The organism is Thermomonospora echinospora, from assembly GCF_900108175.1.
In the GTDB taxonomy this organism is placed as follows: Bacteria; Actinomycetota; Actinomycetes; order Streptosporangiales; family Streptosporangiaceae; genus Thermomonospora; species Thermomonospora echinospora.
Genome location: NZ_FNVO01000001.1, coordinates 494,755 through 515,306 on the forward strand (window position 1 = coordinate 494,755; position 20,552 = coordinate 515,306).

The following is a 20,552-nucleotide window of genomic DNA, read 5'->3' on the forward strand; positions in this document are numbered from 1 at the left end:
AATGATATTATATAAAATAATCTCGCTGCGACAAGGTGGCCGGCGGCACCGCCATGAGGACGGGACGGGCGAAGGATGGGCGACAGGGCGACCGGCACGATCACCGACGAGGGCGTCGCGCGGCTGCGCGCGCGCATCGGGATACCCCAGCCGTACCCCGCGCCACCGCACTACCGCAGGCCCGGAGAGGACGCCTTCCGGCACGTCGCCTGGTCCTACGGGGACGACAACCCGCTGTGGTCGGACCCCGGATACGCGGCCGGGACGCGCTGGAAGGGCTCGATAGCGCCGCCCGCGCTGGTCGGAGGCGACAGCCTGATCGGCGAGGACGCACTGACCGAGGCGGAGCTGGAACGGCAGGGGGAGCTGAAGGGCGACCCGCTGCGGGGCGTGCACGCCTTCTACGCCGCCAGCGAGCGCGAGTGGTGGGCCCCGCTCACCCCCGACCACCGTGTCTTCCGGCGTACCGCGCTGGTCGGCGTCGTGGACAAGCCGAGTGAGTTCGGCGGCCGTGGCGTGCAGGAGTGGACCGCCCAGGCGTTCCGCACCGACGACGGCACCCTGCTCGGCGCGCAGTACCGGATGATGTTCCGCACCGAGCGCGAGAAGGCCCGCGAGCGCAAGAAGTACGACGACGTCGTCATCGAACCCTGGGACGAGGACGCCATCGCCGACCTCGACGCTCGGTACGCCGCCGAGCGCCCGCGTGGGGCCGAGCCCCGGTGGTGGGAGGACGTGCAGGTCGGCGACGCGGTCGGCCCGCTGGTCAAGGGGCCGCTGACCGTCACCGACATGGTCTGCTGGCACGTCGGCATGGGCATGGGCATGTACAACGTCGCCCCGCTGCGCCTGGCCTACAAGAACCGGCGGCGCATCCCGCGCTTCTACCACAGCGACGGGCTCGGAGTGCCGGACGTCATGCAGCGGGTGCACTGGGACCCCGCCTTCGCCCGCAAGTCCGGCAACCCCACCACGTTCGACTACGGGCGGATGCGCGAGACCTGGCTGATCCACGCCTGCACCGACTGGATGGGCGACGACGCCTGGCTGTGGCGGCTGCGGGTGGAGTTCCGCCGCTTCAACTACGTCGGCGACGTCCAGTACGTGGAGGGCGAAGTGACCCGCCGCTACTTGGCCGAGGGCGAACGCCCGGCGGTCGATGTGGAGCTGCGTACCCGCAACCAGCGCGGCGAGATCACCTCCCCGGCGACCGCGACGATCCTGCTGCCCAGCCGGGAGCACGGCCCGGTGCGGCTGCCCGATCCACCCGGCCGCGCCACCACGCTGGAGGCGGCCTTCGACGCCACCATCGAGCGTTTCGCGAGGGAACGGTCGTGAGCGCCGAGGACCTGCGCCTGCTGCGGGAGACGGTGCGTGAGGCGTTGGCGGACCTGTCGCCGGCCGCCGAGGTCCGCCGGCAGATGGAGACCGCGCAGGGCTGGGACCGCAAGACCTGGCGAAGGCTCTGCGACGAGCTGGGCCTGGCGGGCCTGGCGGTCCCCGAGGAGTACGGCGGAGGCGGCTTCTCCCCGGTGGAGCTGGGGGTGGTCTTCGAGGAGGCGGGCCGATCGCTGCTGTGCGCCCCGCTGCTGGCCACGGCGGGGCTGGCGATCCCCCTGCTGCTGGCACTCGACGACGAGGAGGCGCGGCGCGAGTATCTGCCCGGCCTGTGCGACGGCTCGTGCGTGGGCACCGTGGTCACGACCGACGCCACCGGCCGCCCCCTGCCCGGCGGCGCCTGCGTCGAGGCCGTGGAACGGGACGGCGGGACACGGCTGCACGGCACCGGCGGCTTCGTGCTCGACGGCGCGTCGGCGGATCTGGTCCTGGTCCCCGCCCGGACGGACGCCGGCCCGGCCGTCTTCGCCGTCGAGGCCGGTGCGCCGGGGCTCGCGGTGACCCCGCTGGTCACGCTGGACCCGACGCGCAAGCAGGCCACGCTGGTCTTCGACGGCGCACCCGCACGGCGGCTGGGCACCGGGGACGCCGCCGCGGCGATCGGCCGGGCCTTCGACGTCGCCCGCGCGATGCTGGCCGGCGAGCAGGCCGGCGGAGCGGGCCGCTGCCTGGAACTGGTGGTCGAGCACGCCCGGTCCCGGGTGCAGTTCGGCCGCCCGATCGGCAGCTTCCAGGCCGTCAAGCAGAAGGCCGCGCAACTGCTCATCCAGGTCGAGTCCGCGCGCTCGGCGGCGATGGCCGCCGCGCAGGCCGCGGCCGGGGACGGGACCGGCGAGCTGGGCGAGCTGCCCGCACCGGCCGTGGTGTCCGCGGTCGCCAAGGCGTACTGCTCGGACGCCTACGTGGCGGTGGCCGCCGAGACCATCCAGTTGCACGGCGGGATCGGCTTCACCTGGGAACACGACGCCCACCTGTACTTCAAGCGCGCGTGGACGAGCGCCGAACTGCTGGGCAGGCCCGACGAGCACATCGAGAGCCTGGCCCGGCACCTGGAGAACACATGACGCACGGTCTGGCGGACTTCCTCACCGGCCATCCGGCGGCACCGGACACCGCCGTCCTGCACTGGAAGGACGGCGAGCTGTCGCTGGGGGAGCTGACCGCGGCGGCGCGGGCCCTGGCGGCCCGCCTCGGCCCGCTCGACCGCGCCCCCGTCGCCTGCCTGGTGGACGGCGGCGCGAGCGCGGTCACCGCGATGTTCGCGACCTGGCTGGCGGGCGGGGTGTACGTACCGGTCAACTGCCGCCTCAGCGACGCCGAGGTGCGCGACCAGCTCAACGCGACCGCCCCCGCCGCCGTCGTCGTCGGTGCGGCCCACACCGACCGCGTGCCCGGACACCTCAACCGGCTGGTCGAGCACGCGCCGCGCTCGTGGATCCCGGTGCCGGCCACGGCGACCTGGACAGGCGAGCGGTACGGCCACGACGCCGCCCTCGTCATACGGACCTCGGGGACCACGGGGACGGCCAAGCCCGTGATCCTGGAGCACGAGGGGGTGCGCGAGGGCCTCGACACGGTGATCGCCCGGCTGCGCGGCGGCTCGCAAGGCCGCCCCGCCCGCGCCCCGATGCCCAACCTGATCCCCACCTCCATGGCGCTGTGGGCGGGCATCTGGAACGCGCTGTTCGCCTTCCGGCTCGGCGCCCCGGTCGTGCTGCTCGACCGGTTCGACACCGCCGACTACGCCGACCTGGTCAAGCGGTTCGGCATCCGGTCCTGCATCCTCGCCCCCGCCATGATGAACATGCTGGCCGAGGACCCGCGCATCACCGACCTGGCCCCGCTGCGGCTGGTCCGCTCGATCACCGCACCGCTCACCCCCGCCCAGGCCCGGCGGTTCCGCGACCGGTTCGGCGTCGCGATCCTCAACTCCTACGGGCAGACCGAGCTGGGCGGCGAGGTGGCCGGGTGGACGGCCGCCGACGTCGGCGAGTTCGGCGACGCGAAACTGGGCGCGGTGGGCCGCCCGCACCCCGGCGTGACCGTCCGGATCATGGACGACGAACGCCGTGAGCTGCCCGCCGGCCGGGTGGGCGAGATCTGGATCCGCTCGCCGTTCGCGACCCGCGACGTCCCGGCCGACCGGGTGGCCGACGGCTTCCTGCGGACCGGCGACCTGGGACGGCTGGACGACGACGGCTTCCTGTGGATCGAGGGCCGGGTCTCCGACATGATCAACCGCGGCGGGATGAAGATCGTCCCGCACGAGGTGGAGGAGGCCCTGCGCCGCCACCCGGGGGTCGCCGACGCCTGCGTGGCGGGGGTGCCCGACGCGCGCCTGGGCGAGGTGCCGGTGGCCTGGGTGCGGCCCGCGGCCGGGCAGGACCCGCAGGAAGCCGAGCTGCGCGCGTTCGCCCGCCGGGCGCTGGCCGGCTACAAGGTGCCGGTGGCGGTGCGGCGCGTGGACGACTTCCCGCGCAACGAGATCGGCAAGGTGCTGCGGCGGGAGCTGGTCGCAGGCTACGAGCACGAGACCGGGACGCTGTCCCCCGACGGAACGGACTCCCCTTGAGCTACCAGACCCTGCAGGTGGAGCGGCACGGCCATGTCGGCTGGCTCGTCTTCGACCGTCCCGACCGCCGCAACGCGATGAACAACGCGATGCGCGACGAGCTGCGCGCCGCCTGGACCGAGCTCGGCGCGGACCCCCGGGTGCGGGTCATCGTCAACACCGGCAACGGCCCGGCGTTCCAGACCGGGGCCGACGTCATGGAGCTGGCCACCGACGGGGTCGGCATGGAGCGCTACCGCGCCTCGGTGGAGAAGTGGGACCTGGGCTTCACCTCCTGGTTCCTGCACATCGACAAGCCGGTGATCGCGGCCGTCAACGGCGTCTGCGCAGGTGGCGGGCTGCACTTCGTCGCCGACGCCGACATCGTGCTGGCCGCCTCGGACGCCACGTTCACCGACCCGCACGTGTCGGTGGGCCAGGCCAGCACGATCGAGATGATCGGGCTGATGCGCAAGATGCCCGCCGAGGCGGTGCTGCGGATGGCACTGGTCGGCCGGTACGAGCGGATGAGCGCCGCGCGGGCCTACGAGCTCGGCATGGTCAGCGAGGTCGTCGACCCCCCGGAACGGCTGCGCGAGGCGGCCCAGGAACTGGCCGACAAGATCGCCCGCAACTCGCCCGCCGCGCTGGCCGCCACCAAACGGGCCCTGTGGGGCGCACTGGAGCAGGGCCTGACCGACGCGTGCCGCGCGGGCGCCGCCGAGCTGACCGGACTGTGGGGCCACCCCGACCAGACCGAGGGCCCGGCCGCCTTCGCCGAGAAGCGCGAGCCCCAATGGAAGGTCGACTGAACGCGGGGGAGACGCGCGGCACCCGCCCGCCGGTGCACCGAACGCGGCGGGCGGGTGCGGGGCGGCGCCGGATCTGGCGGGTGTCGGTGGGGCGGTGCCGTCACCGGCCGCCGAAGTCAGGGGAGCGGCGTTCGACGAAGGACCTCATGCCCTCGCGGAAGTCGGGGCTGCGCGAGCTGAGCTCCATCGCGTACGCCTCGTCGGCCAGGTGGCGGCGCAGGTCGTTGTCGGGTGCCGCGTTCAGCAGCGCCTTGGTGAGGCCGAGGGCGACGGTGGGGCCCGCGGCCAGCTCGGCGGCCAGCTCCGCGGCGGTCTTGAGGACCTCGGCGTCGTCGACGGCCAGGTGGGCGATGCCCCACTCGGCGGCCTCGGTGCCGCTGAGACGGCGGGAGAGCATCAGCAGCCGCCGGGCCCGGACGGGACCGACGACGCGGGGGAGCAGCCAGGTGGCGGCGGAGTCGGGGGTGAAGCCGCGGCGCAGGAACGGATACCAGTACACCGCCTCGTGCGCGGTCACGGTGAAGTCGGCGGCGAGGGCGAGCTGCGCCCCGATGCCCACCGCCCAGCCCCGTACCGCGCAGACGACCGGGAGTTGGAGCTCCAGCAGCAGCGGGATGAGCCGGTTGGCCTGGGTCGGCAGCCGCCGCTGGATACTGCCGGTGCGCGGCTTGACGTCCCCAGGGGTCCTGGCGTTGCGGCCCACGATGTCGAAGCCGCTGCAGAAGTCCTGCCCGGCCCCGCACAGCAGCACGGCGCGCAGCGCGTCGTCCGTGCTCGCGGCCTCCAGGTTGCCGATGAGACCGGCCATGGAGACGTCGTCGAGCGCGTTGCGGTGCGCGGGGCGGTCCAGGGTCAGCCGCAGCACGGCCCCGTCCACCTCGGCCCGCAGCCCGTCCACCGACTCGTACCGTGCCGTCACGGGCACCTCCTCCGAGGATTGTAGTTTTAATATAATAGACAATCATGGCTCCGGGCTGACGGGAGACGACGGTGACACAGGAAGCGGGACCGCTGGGCGCACGGCTGCTGTCGGGGCTGCGGGTGGTGGAGTGCTCGATGCTCGGCCCCGGTGCGGTGTCCACCCCGCTGGCCGACCTCGGCGCCGACGTGATCAAGGTCGAGCCGCCGTCCGGCGACTACATCCGCTCGATGAGCTGGCCCCTCGTGCGCGGCAGCTCGCTGTTGCACCTGCACATCAGCCGGGGCAAGCGCAGCATCGTGCTGGACCTGCGCACCGACGCCGGACGCGAGACCTTCCTGGCCCTGGTGGCCGAGGCGGACGTGGTGGTGGAGGCCATGCGGCCGGGCGGGCTCGACCGCCGGGGGCTTGGCTACGAACGGCTTCGCGAGGTGAACCCCCGGATCGTGATGTTCACCATCTCCGGCTACGGAATGACCGGGCCGTACCGGGACCTGCCCAGCCACGGCATCGCCTACGACGCCTGGGCCGGCACGGTGGCGCCGGTGCCCGGCCCGGAGGGCATGCCGTCCATCCCCGACCACACCTCGATCGGCATCACCGCCGGGCCGCTGTTCGGCACCGCCGCCATCCTCGCCGCCGTTCTGCGCGCCCGCGAGACCGGCGAGGGCTGCCACCTGGAAGTCGCCCAGTCCGACGCCGCCGCCGCCTTCGACTGGCTGCGCAGCGAGGGCCACCGCGCCTACGAACGGCCCGCCGACGAGGTCACCGGCAACCCGTCCGACGGCTATGAGCGCCGTCCCCCCGGCACGGCCGGCATGGCCGAGGGGGTGCGCTACCAGTTCTACGAGTCCAGCGACGGCCACGTGCTGTTCATGGCGTCCGAGCGAAAGTTCTGGGAGAACTTCTGTACCGCCGTGGACCGCAAGGACCTGTTCGAGGCGCACCCGGGCGAGAAGCTAGCCGACCATGCCCGAGGCAACCGGGAGCTGCGCCGCGAACTGGCGGCGATCTTCCGCACCCGCACCACCGCCGAGTGGATCGAACTGGGCCTGGCGCACGACGTGCCGATCGGCCCGGTCAACACCCCGGCGACCATCGCCGCCGACCCTCAGTTCACCGCCCGCATGCCCTGGCAGTCCGCCGACCGCCTGGTGGCCGACCAGCTCCCGTTCCCGGTCCGCGTGGTGGGGGAGGACCCGCCCGCCGCCTCCCGCCCCGCCCCGGCCCCCGGCGAGCACGGCGAGCAGATCCTGCATGACGTCCTGGGCTACGACACCGGACGCATCGCCCACCTCCGCGCCGAAGGCGCATTCGGCCCCTGACCCGGGCCGCCTCCGCCCGTCCCGGCCGGGCCGCCACATCATCCACCCGGCAGCCCGGCCGCTCCTCGCCTCGTTCACGACGAGCCGGAACGCTCCCGGGCGTCTTGCCGGCGACGTCGGGAAGGCGGCTGTCGGTTCGTTGGTGTGTGGAGTGCGGCGGCCTGTCGGCGCGTCGGTTCCCGTCCGGTTCGGCAGCGAGGTGGTGCGGCTCCCCATCCCCTCAGGGTGCGGTGAGGCCCCGCTCGGTGCGGGTCAGTTCGATGAAACCTGCTCGGTGCAGGAAGGCGGCGTACTCGTCCTGCCCGGCTTCGGCGTAGTCCAGCAGCCGTGTCACGCCGGCCAGCCGCAGCCACGCGGCGGCCTGGCCCATCAGCCAGGTCCCCACCCCTCGACGGCGGTGCCGCTCGGCCACCCACAGGTCGCCGACGTCGGCCCAGCCGCCCCAGCGTGACAGCCGGGCGGCGTCGCCGAGGTTGGTGTCCACCTCGATGTGGCCGACCGTCTCGCCGTCCCGCACGGCCGAGATCCGGGTGCCGTTGACTCCGAGGCTGCGCCGGGCGGTCAGCGGTCCGGCGGGTGCGGCGCCCGGCCGGGGCAGGTCGCCGACGACGGCCAGGAAGACCGTCTCAGTGCGCCCGGTGACGGTGAATCCGGCCCGGGCATAGATGTCCCGTACGTGCGGCCACTGCCGGGGAACTCCGTACACCCCCGGCACCGGCAGCGTGCCGTCGGCGTAGCGGCGGCGGACCCGCCACCGGGCGAGCTGGGCCAGGCAGGCCAGAGCCAGGCAGTCGCCGGCGTCGGGCGAGTCCGGCCAGCACAGCAGCCAGCGGATCTCACCCGCGCCCCGGTAGGTCTCGTCTACCTTCCCCTCGGCGCCGTAGCGCAGCAGATGCGCGGCGGCCACGATCCGGCTCCGCCGTACGGCGACGAGGGTCACCCGCTCGGTCACCCAGGGATCGACGATGAACTCGCCCGGTTCCCGTTCGAGGTGGTCGAGCACGGTCTGCACGGAGGCCGACATCCCGGGAACGACTGCGGCGACATGCATGTTGACGAGCGCGGCGAGCTGATCGCGGTCGGCGCGGACGAACGGACGGATCTGTACCGACGACATCGGGGGGCCTTTCTCCTGCATGCCGAAAGAGACCCGCCACGGCCGCGGTACCGCCCACCACGCTACCCCGCCCCTGTCCGCCGGGCCACCCTCGCCGGCCGTGACCACACCGCCCGGGCGGTGTGGTCAGTTTCCGTCGGGTCGGGTGGCGAGGCGGTCGAGCAGGGTGTTCTTGAGGACTTTGCCGGCGGCGTTGAGAGGTAGTTCGTCGACGATGTGGACCCGGCTGGGGACCTTGTAGTTGGCCATGTGGTCACGGCTCCAGGCGATGATCTCGGCCTCGCCGACCCGTGCGTCCCGGCGGGGCACGACGAAGGCGATCCCGACCTCGCCCATGCGCTCGTCCGGCACCCCGATCACCGCGGCCTGCGCCACCGCGGGGTGGCGGCCGAGGATGTTCTCGATCTCGGCGGGATAGGCGTTGAAGCCGCCGACGATGAACATCTCCTTGATCCGGCCGGTGATCCGGACCCGGCCGTCGGCGTCGATGACCCCGATGTCGCCGGTGTGCAGCCGGCCGTCGGAGTCGACGGCGGCGGCCGTCTCGGACTCCTCGCCGAAGTAGCCCTTCATGACGACGTAGCCGCCGACGAGGATCTCGCCCTCGGCCCCGGCGGGGACCGGGCGGCCCTGGGAGTCCACGGTGATGACCTCCAGGCCGGGCAGCGGATGGCCCGCGGTGGTCGTCACGACCTCCAGCGGGTCGTCGTAGCGGCACATCGACACGATCCCGCACGCCTCGGTCAGCCCGTAGCCGGCCACGATGTGCTCGAAGCCGAGCTCCTCCTTGATGCGGTAGAGCAGGGCGGGCGGCACGTTGGTGGCACCGGTCACCGAGAGCCGCAGGCTGGCCACGCCCTCGGCGCTGAAGTCGGGGTGCTCCAGCATCGTCTGGTAGAGGGTGGGCGTCCCGGGCAGGACGGTGACCCGTTCGTCGCGGACGGTCTGGAGCACCCGCGGCACGTCGAGGGTGCGCGCGGGCAGGATCGTCGCGCCCACCATCAGGGAGGCCAGCCACCCGGCCTTGTAGCCGAAGCCGTGGAAGAAGGGGTTGACGATCAGGTAGCGGTCGCCCTCCCGCAGGCCCACCACGTTCGCCCAGACCGCGTACGCGCGCAGGACCTGGCCGTGCGTGCACAGCGCGCCCTTGGGGTTGCCGGTGGTGCCGGAGGTGAACATCATGTCGGACAGGTCGTCCGGCCCGACCTCGGCGGCCCGCCGTTCGACGTCACTGGCGGTGACGCCCGCGCCGGCCGCGTGGAAGTCCTCCCAGGTGACCAGGCCGTCCCGGGGGCCGCCGCTCATCGTGACGACCTGCTCCAGGTCGGGCAGTCCGGCGTACGGCCCGCCGTCGCCGGGGCCGCCGGCCGCCTCCGCCAGTGACGCGGGATAGTCCCGGCCGAGGAACTCGGTCATCGTGCACAGGAAGCGCGCCCGGCTCTTGCCGAGGACGAACGCCGCCTCCTCACCCTTGAACCGGGTGTTGAGCGGGACGAGCACGCCGCCGACGCGTTGCAGGCCGAGCGCCGCTACCACCCACCGGGCCGAGTTGGGCGCCCAGATCGCCACCCGGTCGCCTTTGCGCAGGCCCGCCGCCAGGAAGCCGCGGGCCATGGCGGTCGCCGCGTCGTCCAGCTCGGCGTAGGTCAGGCGCACCCCGTCGTCGACGATCGCCTCGGCGTCGCCGAGTCGTCGGGCGGCGTCGGCCAGCAGCGCGCCGGTCGTTCCCCAGCGCAGGTCGGCGCGGGGGTCGTCGGGATGGGTCTGCTCCGCACCGCGTGCGGCGGGCCGGGGGGTGGTGGCCATGGGCTGCCTCCGCAGGAGGTCGGGGGAGGGAACTGGACCAGGACGACTGAATAATATATATACTCTACAAACATCCAGGGACTGTCGCCAGGCCCCGGGGACCGCCGCCGTCGCGCGCAGGAGGCAGTTGTGGCCCGTTTGCTCGAGGACAAGATCGCCATCGTGACCGGTGCGGCCCATGGCATCGGCCGGGGGCACGCCCTCGAACTGGCCCGGCACGGCGCCAGGGTGGTGGTCAACGACCTGGGCACCACCGTCCGCGGGGACGGGACCGGGCAGGACGCCGACGAGGTGGTCAAGCTGATCGCCGAGCGCGGCGGCACCGCGATCGCCGACTACGGAGACGTCGCCGACGAGCGGCAGGCGCAGGCGCTCCTGGACCGGGCGGTCGGCGAGTTCGGCCGGGTCGACATCGTGGTCAACAACGCCGGCATCGTCCGCGACAAGGTCATCTGGAACATGACGCCGGAGGACTTCGACCTGGTGATGCGGGTCCACGTGCGCGGCACCTGGCTGATGACCCACCTGGCGGCCAAGCACTGGCGCGCCCGCGCCAAGGCCGGCGAGACGTTCACCGGCCGCGTCATCAACACCACCTCCGGCGCCGGCCTCGTCGGCAACTTCGGCCAGACCAACTACGCCACCGCCAAGGCCGCCGTCGTCGGCCTCACCCTGACCGCCAGCCTGGAGCTGTACCGGCTCGGCGTCACCGTCAACGCCGTCGGCCCCGGCGGTCTGACCCGGCTGACCGCCACGATGGGCCGTGACCTGGAACCGTTCGAGCCCGACGAACTGGGCGCCGACGAGTACCACCCGATGGACCCGGCGGGCAGCTCCCCGCTGGTCGCCTGGCTGGCCAGCGACGAGGCCCAGCACGTGACCGGCCAGGTCGTCCGGGCCATCCACGACAAGATCCACCTGATGCGGGGCTGGCACGAGGCGGCCACCATCAGCAGCGGCGAGAAACGGTGGGACGCCACCACCCTCGGCCTGCAGATGGCCACCGACATCTTCGGCACCCGCGCCCCCGGCCTGCGCTGAGCGGAGCCACCCATGCCAGACACCCCCGAGCAGGCCGCCTTCCGCGCGCGGGCGCGCGCCTGGCTGGCCGCCAACGCGCCCGAGTTCGCCGGCACGGTACGGCACCGGCTGCACTTCGAGGCCGCCCGGTCCGCCGAGCAGTACGAGAAGGACGAGGCCGAGAGCGTACGCGCCGCGCAGGCGTGGCAGGCCCGGCTGCACGAGGGCGGCTGGGCCGGCATCTCCTGGCCCAAGCCCTTCGGCGGACACGGCGGCACCCCCGCCGAGGAGGCCGTCTTCGCCGAGGAGGCGGCGGCCCACGACGTGTCCACCGGCCCGCTGCTCATCGGGTTGGCGATGGTCGGCCCCACCCTCATGCGCCACGGCACGCCCGAGCAGCGCGCCGAGCACCTGCCCCCGCTGCTGCGGGGCGAACGGGTCTGGTGCCAGCTCTACAGCGAGCCCGAGGCGGGCTCCGACCTGGCCGCGCTGCGCACCCGCGCCGTGCTCGACGGCGACACCTGGGTGGTGAACGGGCAGAAGGTGTGGACCTCCAGCGCCCGGGTCGCCGACTGGGCGATCCTGCTGGCCCGCACCGACCCGGACGTGCCCAAGCACCAGGGCATCACCTACTTCCTGGTCGACATGCGGACCCCGGGCATCGAGGTGCGCCCGCTGCGCCAGATGAACGGCTCCTACCACTTCAACGAGGTCTTCCTCGACGACGTCCGGATCCCGGCGGGCCACGTCGTCGGCGAGGTCGGCGGCGGCTGGAAGGTCGCGCACACCACCCTCGCCAGCGAACGGGCCATGATCGGCGGCGGGGGAGGAGCCAAGGCCGGGGCACTGCTGGCGCTGGCCCGCGCCCACGGCCGCGACACCGATCCCCTCGTCCGCCAGCGGCTGGCCGAGGTGCACACCCTCGACGAGATCCTGCGCATCCTGGGCCTGCGCATGAGGGCCGCGCTGAACCGGGGGAGACCACCCGGCCCAGAAGGCTCGATCATGAAGCTGCTGGTGGCGCGCCGCGCCCACCGGGCCGCCGAGCTGGGCCTGGCCATCGAGGGCGCGGGCGGCCTGCTGACCGGCCAGGACGCGCCCGGCGGCGGCGACTGGCAGCAGCAGTTGCTGTCCGCCCAGGGCCTGCGCATCGGCGGCGGCACCGACTCCATTCAGCGCAACGCCATCGCCGAGCGGATCCTCGGGCTGCCCCGGGACCGGGCGGCCGACCGTGACGTGCCGTTCCGCGAGCTGATCACCCGACGAGCCGAGGAGAGGTGACCGCATGTCCGTTCCGGAGGGGCAGCCGATCATCGACACGATGATCGGGTTCCCGATGCGGGACCCGAAGAGGACCTACGCGCACATCACCCGGCAGACCAAGGACGCCGAGTCCCGGCAGGACCTGACGATGCCGGCCGGCTACATGTTCAAGGACGTGCCCGGCCACGAGGACCCGCCCGCGGACCCGGTCGCCGTGACGCTCGCCGAGATGGACCGGCACGGCATCACCGTCGGCCTGGTCGGGGTGGGCGGCGAGGACGGCCGGCGGGCGGTGCGCGAGCATCCCGACCGGTTCGCCGGCTGCCTGCACGTGGACCCCAACAAGGGCATGGACGCCGTCCGCGAGATCGTCGCCGCGCACGCCGAGCACGGCATCAGGGCCGTGGACGTCTTCCCCGCCGGGACGTTCCCGCAGGTGGCCATCAACGACAAGAAGATGTACCCGATCTACGCCAAGTGCGTGGAGCTGGACCTCCCGATCTTCGTGTGCGCCGGGGTGCCGGGCCCCCGAGTGCGGCTGGAGCCGCAGCGGGTCGAGTACCTCGACGAGGTCATGTTCGACTTCCCCGAGCTGACGCTGGTCACCCGGCACGGCTGTGAGCCGTGGACCGACCTGGCCGTCAAGCTGATGCTCAAGTGGCCGGGCCTGCACTACTCCACCAGCGCGTTCGCCCCCAGGTACTACCCGCGCGAGATCGTCGACTACGCCAACTCGCGCGGCGCCGACAAGATCATCTACGCCGGGTACTTCCCGATGGGGCTGACCCTGGACCGCATCATGACCGAGCTGCCCGGCGTGCCGTTCAAGGACTCGGTGTGGCCGAAGTTTCTGCACGACAACGCCGCCCGCGTACTGAGACTCGGCTAGGGAGCGACCGTGACCGAGACGGCGACCACCCCCGTCACCCTCACCTGGCACGCCGACGAACGGCTCGGCGACGACCTGCGGGCGCTGCTGTGCGGACCCGGCGGCCCCTTCGAGCGCCGGGTCGAGCCGGTGCTCGGCGTCCCGACCGAGGTCTTCGCCCAGCGGGCGCCGAACGTCCCCGCCGTCCTGAAGGGCGCGGTGGAACGCACACCGGACCTGACCTACCTGGCCTTTGCCGATGGCCCCGGCCGCGGCTTCACGTATGCGCAGGTGCTGCAGCTCGCCGCCGCCCACGCCGAGGTGCTGGCCACCCGGTACGGCGTCGGCAAGGGCGACCGGGTGGCGATCGCCGCCGCCAACGGCCTGGAGCACGTGCTGACCATCTGGGCCACCGTGTCGCTGGGGGCGGTCGTGGTCGGCCTCAACGGCTGGTGGACCCCGGACGAGTTGGACCACGGCATCGCGCTGACCGACCCGGCCGTCGTGCTCGGCGCGGGCAAGCCGCTGACACGCCTCCGGCAGACCAGGGCGGCCTCATCCGCCGTCTCCCTGGAGGAGCTGTACGAGGCGGCCACCTCGCTCGCAGACCCGCCGGCCACCCTGCCGGACGTGGAGATCGACGAGGACGACCCGGCCGCCATCATGTTCACCAGCGGCACCACCGGACGCCCCAAGGGCGCCACCCTGTCGCATCGCAACTTCGTGCACTTCGGGATGTTCGGCGGGCTCGGCGGCGCGGTCGCCGCCCTGCTGGGCGCCGGAGGCCGTCAGGTGCCGCCCGGCGTTCAGCGCGCCTCGATCTGCTCCAACCCGCTGTTCCACGTGTCCGGCGTGTGCGTGGTGCTGTGCAACTCGCCCATGTACGGGATCAAGCTCGTCTTCCCGCCCCAGGGCCGCTGGGACGCCGAGGCGGCGCTGCGCCTCACCCACGAGCACAAGCTCACCCAGTGGACCGGCGTCCCCACCCACTTCTGGCGGATGCTCACCCATCCCGGCTTCGAGCGGTACGACACCTCGCAGGTGACCACCATCGGCAGCGGCGGTGCCACGTTCGCCCCCGAACTGCTGCGCCTGTTCGAGGAGAAGATGCCGGGCATCCAGATCACCAACGGCTACGGCATGACCGAGACCACCGGCACCGGCACGTTCCTCAACGGCCGCGAGATGGACGGCCACCCCGCCTCGGTCGGCGCGGCCGCCCCCACCATCAAGGTGCAGGTGCGCGACCCGGACGGACGGCCGCTCCCGGAGGGCGAGGTCGGCGAGGTCCACATCAGCGGCGCCGGTGTCTTCCTCGGCTACTGGCGCGACCCCGAGGCGACCGCCAAGGTGCTGACCGGGGACCGCTGGTACCGCTCCGGCGACTACGGCCGCATCACGGGCGGCGTCCTCTACCTGGAGAGCCGGATGCGCGACCTGATCATCCGGGGCGGCGAGAACATCTACCCCATCGAGATCGAATACCGCCTGGTCGAGCACCCCGACATCCACGACGCCGCCGTCATCGGCGTCCCGCACACCATCCTCGGCCAGGAGGTCAAGGCGTTCGTGGTGCCCCGCCGCGGTGCCGAGCTGACCGAACAGCAGATACGCGACTGGGTCGCCGTCTCCCTGGCGTCGTTCAAGGTCCCCGCCCACGTCGAGTTCCGCACCGAACTGCCCTACAACGAGACCGGCAAGGTCATCAAGCGCCAACTGGAGTCCGGCTGACACCGGGCACCACCGGGTGGGAAGCCGCTTCTAGAATGGACATTCCGGTCTGTGAGGGAGGCCCGCCGTGCGGAGTGCCGCGTTGAACCTTCTGGCGGAGTGCCGCCGCGACTACCGGGCCGTGGCCGGTCAGGCCGACGTCCGCGCGCTGCGCGCCGAAGCCGCGCGGCTCATGGGGGTGCTGGCCGACCCCGCGCATTGAAGCGCCGCCGAGGTCGCCGCGTTCCGTCTCAAGCGCATCGAAGCCTTTCTGGCGGGCCTGGAGGAACTGGACGCCGAGTTGACCGTGCTCGGCGAGCTGCTCGGGCCGGCCGAGGACGACGCTCTGGTCTCCGAGTGCCACGCCGAACTGGGGGCGCTGGCCCCCCGTCTCAGTGGCCTGCGTGCACAGGTGCCCCCTCTCCATGACGAACGCGAGGCGATCGTGGTCGTCGGGTCGGATGCGCAGGAGGCCGAGAGCTGGGCGGAGGAGCTGGCGTGCCGGTACGCCGGGCGGGCCGAGCGCGGCGGGCGGAGCGTGCGGGTCTACACCCGGGGCCACAGCTGGTTCGGCCCGAGGGCGACGGTGATGCGGATCGGCGGGGCCGGAGCCTTCGGATGGCTGGCCGCCGAAGCCGGTGTGCACCGTTGTGACCGTGCAGCGGACCGGCCGGTGCTGGAAGCCTGGGTCGAGGTGCTCCCCATGGCCGTGTCCTACGACTTCGTGCGCATTCCGGACGAGGAGGTCCGGGTGGAGGACTTCCCGGAGACCTGGGGCTGCGGTGCCCGGCTTCCTGACTGGAATCGCTCGGTACGGCTCACCCATCTGCCCACGGGGCTCGTGGCGTTCTGCCAGGGGCAGGGCTCGACGACCCGCAACCGGGCCGGTGCGATGACCCTGCTGCAGGCGCTTCTGCTCCGCCTTCGCCACGCGGCCGACGATCCACCGGAGGAGAACCGCACGCAGGGCTCCCAAGCCGGCAACGAAACGGGCGAGGGCATGAAGCGCAGGCTGGAGTCCGACCAGACCTGACGGAGACCGAACCGGGCTCTTCGGGCTCCGGCCCGCTTGGACGTCGGGCCGAGGGGAGAAGTTCGCCGCCGGCGATGGCCGGATCGCGCCTGCCGGACCGCCAACCTCTACCGCCGTCGATGCCTCTAAGCAGACATAACCAGCGGCGTTACGGAGAGACGGCGATGAACCTCAAGCGCATGGCGATCACCGCACTGGCCACCGTGGGAATCATGACGACCGGCGCGGCGCTGGCCGGGCCCGCCTCGGCCGACCCCGAGCCCTACACCGGCGACCCCTACACCCAGGCGCTCCAGCTCTCCTGGCCCGTCCTCAAGCAGGGGCAGACCAGCGAGGAGGTCCGCACCCTGCAGTGGCTGCTCAACTGCCACGGCAAGAAGGTCGACGTGCCCTCCCGCTTCGGCCCCAAGACCCACGCGGCGGTGTACGCCTTCCAGGCCGAGCTGAGCGACCGTCCCGACGGCGTGGTCGGCACCGCCACCTGGGCCCTCCTCATCGGCAAGGGCTCCATCGTTTACGGCGGCACCGACAACGACTGCGTCCGGGCCCTCCAGGTGGCGCTGAACAAGTGGCGCTACAACGACGACCTGCCGATCACCGGCTACCTGGGCCCCCGCACCAAGGCCAAGCTGCACAAGTTCCAGTCCGCGCACGGCCTGCCCGCCACCGACCAGCCCGACGCGAAGACCTGGAACAAGCTGATCGCCACACCCGCCGGCAAGTGACCCCGCCCGAGGCGGACAACGGCCGCCCGTCACTGACGTTGCCCGAAGACGTGCTGCTGCTGTGCGCGCAGCCGGGGACGGGCCGCCTCGAACTGCCCCGATACGTCAACCGGCCGCTGGCCGGCGCGGTGCTCGCCGAACTCGCGCTACGCGGCGCGATCGTCATCCAGGACGACCAGATCACCGAGGTCCGCCCGCTCACCGTGGGCGATCCCGTCACCGACCGGCTCCTGGCCCGGCTCATCGATGACGTCCGCCTCGGCGTGCCGGGCCTGCACCGGATCCGGCTGGCGGACCACGGTGACGAGCACCCGGCACCGCGTGGCCGCTTCGCGGCGGCGCGCGGGGCGATGTTCGCCGCGGCGGCACAGGTCCGCCCGCCGTGGCGGCTGGAGGAGTGGGTGACCTGGCCCCGCTTCCACGCCCTGGACCAGGGCTATCTCCAGGCACTGCACGCGCGCGGCCTGCTGACCGCCGCCCGCCGCCGGACACTGGGTTTTCTGCCCCGCACCGCCTGGGCCAGCACGGCGCCCGACCACGCCGCCCGGACCGCGGCCCGGATCACCCAGGCGATCCACTCCCACGGACCCGGCCACGACGACTCCCGCAGCCTCCGCCTCGCAGCGCTGGCCGCAGCCGCCGACCTCACCGGACGGCTCTTCCCGGGGACCCGGCACGACGACATGCGATACCGCGTCGAGCACCTCGCCCACACCGACCCCATCGCCGTCGCCGTCCTCAAGGCCATCTCCTCCGACCGCCTCCGCAACGCCGGCCCGGACTGACCCCGCGCGGGAAAAGCCCGCTTAGGCTCTGCGGCCGGAGGGATGTCCGTTCAGGACGGCCCGCCCATGGACAGACGAGCGCTTCCGGGGACCGGCTGGGCAGGGCCCTACCCGCCCGGCGGCTCCGAGCGCTCGCCACCCGTGGGCCGCCGTCGCTGCCGTTCGTACGTCAAAGCCAGCAGGATCAAATATCTTGTATCAAGTCAAGTCTTGGATTGCCCATGGTCCGGGGCTACGGTGGCGCCACCCGGGGAGCCGCCGAGGCGATCCGGGCGCGGGGGTGCGGTCAGCGCAGGATCCGGAGGGCTCATGTTCCAGACCCCGGTCAGTCCCGGCCCATGGCAGGAACTCCCCTTTGTGGTCGTCGATATCCTGCGCCCCGGGATTCCGCAGCTCGCCGACGAGATGGTCGAGGCCCTCCGGGTCTCCGTCCCGGAGCTGGGAATTCCTGAGTCCGTCGTCGGGAGGAAAGGGACCCGCACCCTCATCGAGGGCGGTCTCGGCCGGTTCCTCGATCGGATCGCCAGCCCCGTGACTCCCCTACCGCTTCACCTGGACCTGGCCCGAATGCTCGGCGAGGCCGAATTTCACAGCGGCCGCAGCCTGGACGTCTTGCAGGCCGCATACCGGGTCGCGGCGCGCACCATGTGGCGGCGATTCTCCACCCTGGGCATGGAAGCCGGGTTGTGCTCCGATCAGTTGTGCGCTCTGGCCGAGGCGGTGTTCGTCGTCACCGAGGAGGCGGCCGATCAATCCGCGCGGAGCTATGCCGCGCTGGCCGGCCAGGCCGGTGTTTCACAGCAGCGCCAACGCGAGCGCCTGCTGGAACTGCTCATAGGTGAGGGAGCCTTTCCCGAGGAGAGGATCCGCGAATCCGCTGTGCGCGCCAAGTGGCGCATTCCCGACACCGTGGCCTGCGTGGCGCTCGATGAACCGTGGCAGGATCACCACCTGCTGTCGCCCGCTGTGGGCCCGGATGTGCTGATGGACCTCAGACCGCCCGGCCCGTTCGTGCTGGTGCCCGACCCCGACGGACCGGGCCGCCTGGACATGCTCACCCGGGCGTTCGACTCCATGCTGATCTCGGTCGGGCCGAGTGTGCCGCTCAGCCAGGCCAGGCTCTCGCTGCGCCTGGCCCGGCGGGCACTGTCCCTGGCCCGCCGCGGTCTCATCGCCGCGGCCGGCCCGATCATGAGCGATCGGCATCTCCCCACGCTGTTGATCTTCGGCGATGAGGATGTCGTCCGCCTCATGGAACGCGGCGGATGGGACAGGCTCGCCGCATTGCCCCCTGGCAGGCGCGGGCCGCTCGCGGAAACACTCCGCTGCTATCTCAGCCGGGGAGGTTCGGCGCCCGACCTCGGTGCCCGGCTCAACGTGCATCCGCAGACGGTCCGCTACCGGATGGCTCGCCTGGAGCATATGTACGGCGACAGCCTCCAAGATCCAGAATGGCGGTTCCGCATGCAGATCGTCATGCACATGCATGAAATCATGGGCCGCGGGGGCCAGGCCGGTTAGCCGATTCCGCAAGGGTCTTGAGCCTGCCGGCGCCATATCGGAATCGAAGCTCGGCAACGTTGTGCCACGCCCCGGCCACCCGTACCCAATGACAAATGCCGCACCTCTGGCCGCGGCCGACGGCTACGCATCTCCGTGATAGTCCGCGCCGCTCGGAATGTGAGGTTCGTTCAGCGTCCCAGGATTGCCGCAGCGCGAGAATCGCTGCACATTCCCGCCCCCCGAGGAAGGCTGATCCTCCGATGCGCGCACCCCTGAAGCGCCTGCGGCGATGGCTCGTGGCGCTCCCCGCAGCGGCCGTCCTGGCCGTAGGCGTCACCGCCGCCCCGAACTCCTACGCCACCGCCGACAGCTCGTACCAGCGCGGACCGGCACCCACCGAGGCCAGTGTCCGCGCCGACAGAGGCCCGTTCCAGGTGGCCAGGGTGAACGTGCCGGGCGCCGGCTTCGGCTCGGGCACGATCTACTACCCGACCGACACCAGCCAGGGCACCTTCGGCGGCGTCGCAGTCTCTCCCGGCTTCCTGTCACCTGAGATCCTCATCGCCTGGCTCGGGCCGAGGCTGGCCTCACACGGCTTCGTCGTCATCACCTTCACCACCAACACTCCCACCGACCAGCCCGACAGCCGTGGCAGTCAACTCCTCGCCGCGCTGGACTACCTGACCACCCAGAGCCCGACCGCCGTGCGGCAGCGCCTCGACAACACCCGCCTGTCGGTCATCGGCCACTCCATGGGCGGTGGCGGCGCCCTCCGCGCGGCCAACGACCGGCCCGACCTCCAGGCCGCCGTTCCCCTCGGCCCGTACCACACCACCAAGGACTGGTCGGGCGTCCGCGTCCCGACCATGATCATCGGCGGGCAGTACGACTCCATCGCCCCCAACGACCAGCACTCCGAGCGCTTCTACAACAGCCTCGACAGCGCCCCCGAGAAGGCGTACCTGCGTGTCACCGGCACCACCCACATCACCGTCGGCACCGGCACCCCGGGCGTCGGCAAGTACGTCCTGTCCTGGCTCAAGCGCTTCGTCGACGACGACACCCGCTACGACCAGTTCCTGTGCCCGACGCCCTCCGGACCGGACGTCGTGGAGTACCACAGCACCTGCCCCCACGCCTGACCCCTGCCCCCACCCGGTGGCGGTCGCCCGGCGCGACCGCCACCGGCATCCGCACATCCCGGTCAGGGCGCGGTCTGCTCGGTGCGCTGTGCGAGGGCCTCGTTCAGCAGGTGCCGCAACTCGGGGCCGTCGATGACGGCCGAGGTCGGCGTCTGGCCGTACCGGAGCCGGGTGAGCACCCACAACTCCTTGCGCCCCACCTCTCCGGTGACCTGCTCGCCGAACTCCGGGGGAAAGTCGTCCGGCTCCTCGGCCCGGTAGGCCGCGAAGACGTCGGGAAGCAGCATTCCGCTCCCCGCAGGGGAGAAGCGCTCGGCGAACTCCTCGGTGGCAGGACGCCCGGACAGGTTCCTCAGCGAAAGGGCGAAGCCCAGGAAGTCACCGATGACCCCGTTCGAGTCACCGGAGACGTCGAAGAGCGGGCCCACAAGACGAACGGTGCGCATATCCGACGTGGGTACCACGGCTTCCACCGCCACGGCCATAAAAACTCACCTCCCGGCCACCCCACCACTGATCGCGTTGGCCCGCCCAGGACTTCCCGCGACTGACGGGCGCCACCCGGGGAACGGCGA

The 20,552-nt window shown here is 72.2% G+C and carries 18 protein-coding genes; 14 read left to right on the plus strand and 4 right to left on the minus strand.

Annotation, left to right across the window (positions count from 1 at the left end; translation table 11 throughout):
* Window positions 1–75: 75 nt before the first annotated feature.
* The 4 genes from C4U03_RS02275 to C4U03_RS02290 are packed head-to-tail and all read left to right on the plus strand — an operon-like array spanning window position 76 to window position 4,761.
* Entirely contained in the window at window positions 76–1,338 is a 1,263-nt protein-coding gene (locus tag C4U03_RS02275; protein ID WP_103935898.1) for a hotdog family protein, read from the plus strand.
* Window positions 1,335–2,462: an acyl-CoA dehydrogenase family protein gene (locus C4U03_RS02280; protein ID WP_103935899.1), complete on the plus strand. Its 1,128-nt coding sequence runs from the start codon at window positions 1,335–1,337 to the stop codon at window positions 2,460–2,462. Before C4U03_RS02275 ends, C4U03_RS02280 begins: the two co-directional genes overlap by 4 nt.
* On the plus strand, window positions 2,459–3,970 hold the full coding sequence (locus C4U03_RS02285; protein ID WP_103935900.1) for a class I adenylate-forming enzyme family protein: 1,512 nt from the start codon (window positions 2,459–2,461) through the stop codon (window positions 3,968–3,970). Before C4U03_RS02280 ends, C4U03_RS02285 begins: the two co-directional genes overlap by 4 nt.
* The gene (locus tag C4U03_RS02290; protein ID WP_103935901.1) at window positions 3,967–4,761 is read left to right on the plus strand and encodes an enoyl-CoA hydratase/isomerase family protein; all 795 of its coding nucleotides are present in this window, start codon (window positions 3,967–3,969) and stop codon (window positions 4,759–4,761) included. The genes C4U03_RS02285 and C4U03_RS02290 overlap by 4 nt, the downstream gene beginning before the upstream one ends.
* A gap of 100 nt (window positions 4,762–4,861) precedes the next feature.
* Here C4U03_RS02290 and C4U03_RS02295 read toward each other — a convergent pair whose 3' ends face one another.
* Window positions 4,862–5,680 (minus strand): enoyl-CoA hydratase/isomerase family protein, encoded by an 819-nt coding sequence (locus C4U03_RS02295; protein WP_103935902.1) that lies wholly within the window; start codon window positions 5,678–5,680, stop codon window positions 4,862–4,864.
* A gap of 71 nt (window positions 5,681–5,751) precedes the next feature.
* Here C4U03_RS02295 and C4U03_RS02300 point away from each other — a divergent pair, with 71 nt between their 5' ends.
* Window positions 5,752–7,005 (plus strand): CaiB/BaiF CoA transferase family protein, encoded by a 1,254-nt coding sequence (locus C4U03_RS02300; RefSeq protein ID WP_200826976.1) that lies wholly within the window; start codon window positions 5,752–5,754, stop codon window positions 7,003–7,005.
* Window positions 7,006–7,225: 220 nt separating this feature from the next.
* Here C4U03_RS02300 and C4U03_RS02305 read toward each other — a convergent pair whose 3' ends face one another.
* Window positions 7,226–8,122, minus strand: coding sequence for a GNAT family N-acetyltransferase (locus tag C4U03_RS02305; protein ID WP_103935903.1), 897 nt, complete (start codon window positions 8,120–8,122; stop codon window positions 7,226–7,228).
* Window positions 8,123–8,248: 126 nt separating this feature from the next.
* Complete coding sequence (locus C4U03_RS02310; RefSeq protein WP_103935904.1) at window positions 8,249–9,928, minus strand: FadD3 family acyl-CoA ligase; 1,680 nt, start codon at window positions 9,926–9,928, stop codon at window positions 8,249–8,251.
* A 129-nt stretch (window positions 9,929–10,057) separates the two neighbouring features.
* Between C4U03_RS02310 and C4U03_RS02315 the strand changes: the two genes are divergently transcribed.
* The 9 genes from C4U03_RS02315 (at window position 10,058) to C4U03_RS02355 (ending at window position 19,977) form a co-directional block, all read left to right on the plus strand.
* Window positions 10,058–10,969, plus strand: coding sequence for an SDR family NAD(P)-dependent oxidoreductase (locus tag C4U03_RS02315; protein WP_103935905.1), 912 nt, complete (start codon window positions 10,058–10,060; stop codon window positions 10,967–10,969).
* Between the two features lie 12 nt (window positions 10,970–10,981).
* A complete protein-coding gene (locus C4U03_RS02320) occupies window positions 10,982–12,229 on the plus strand; it encodes an acyl-CoA dehydrogenase family protein (RefSeq protein WP_103935906.1) in 1,248 nt (415 codons plus the stop codon).
* 4 nt (window positions 12,230–12,233) lie between these two features.
* Window positions 12,234–13,100: an amidohydrolase family protein gene (locus C4U03_RS02325; RefSeq protein ID WP_103935907.1), complete on the plus strand. Its 867-nt coding sequence runs from the start codon at window positions 12,234–12,236 to the stop codon at window positions 13,098–13,100.
* A 9-nt stretch (window positions 13,101–13,109) separates the two neighbouring features.
* Window positions 13,110–14,810: a class I adenylate-forming enzyme family protein gene (locus C4U03_RS02330; protein ID WP_200826977.1), complete on the plus strand. Its 1,701-nt coding sequence runs from the start codon at window positions 13,110–13,112 to the stop codon at window positions 14,808–14,810.
* A gap of 250 nt (window positions 14,811–15,060) precedes the next feature.
* The gene (locus C4U03_RS02335) at window positions 15,061–15,822 is read left to right on the plus strand and encodes a PCRF domain-containing protein (RefSeq protein ID WP_327372379.1); all 762 of its coding nucleotides are present in this window, start codon (window positions 15,061–15,063) and stop codon (window positions 15,820–15,822) included.
* Between the two features lie 164 nt (window positions 15,823–15,986).
* A complete protein-coding gene (locus C4U03_RS02340) occupies window positions 15,987–16,547 on the plus strand; it encodes a peptidoglycan-binding domain-containing protein (RefSeq protein WP_160146889.1) in 561 nt (186 codons plus the stop codon).
* Window positions 16,544–17,332 carry a GOLPH3/VPS74 family protein gene (locus tag C4U03_RS02345; RefSeq protein WP_160146890.1) on the plus strand — a complete coding sequence of 263 codons (789 nt, stop codon included), beginning with the start codon at window positions 16,544–16,546 and terminating at the stop codon, window positions 17,330–17,332. Before C4U03_RS02340 ends, C4U03_RS02345 begins: the two co-directional genes overlap by 4 nt.
* Before the next feature lie 309 nt (window positions 17,333–17,641).
* Window positions 17,642–18,853: a PucR family transcriptional regulator gene (locus C4U03_RS02350; protein ID WP_160146891.1), complete on the plus strand. Its 1,212-nt coding sequence runs from the start codon at window positions 17,642–17,644 to the stop codon at window positions 18,851–18,853.
* A 242-nt stretch (window positions 18,854–19,095) separates the two neighbouring features.
* A complete protein-coding gene (locus C4U03_RS02355; protein WP_103935912.1) occupies window positions 19,096–19,977 on the plus strand; it encodes a dienelactone hydrolase family protein in 882 nt (293 codons plus the stop codon).
* Between the two features lie 62 nt (window positions 19,978–20,039).
* Here C4U03_RS02355 and C4U03_RS02360 read toward each other — a convergent pair whose 3' ends face one another.
* Window positions 20,040–20,405 (minus strand): hypothetical protein, encoded by a 366-nt coding sequence (locus tag C4U03_RS02360; RefSeq protein WP_146087233.1) that lies wholly within the window; start codon window positions 20,403–20,405, stop codon window positions 20,040–20,042.
* Between the last annotated feature and the right edge of the window lie 147 nt (window positions 20,406–20,552).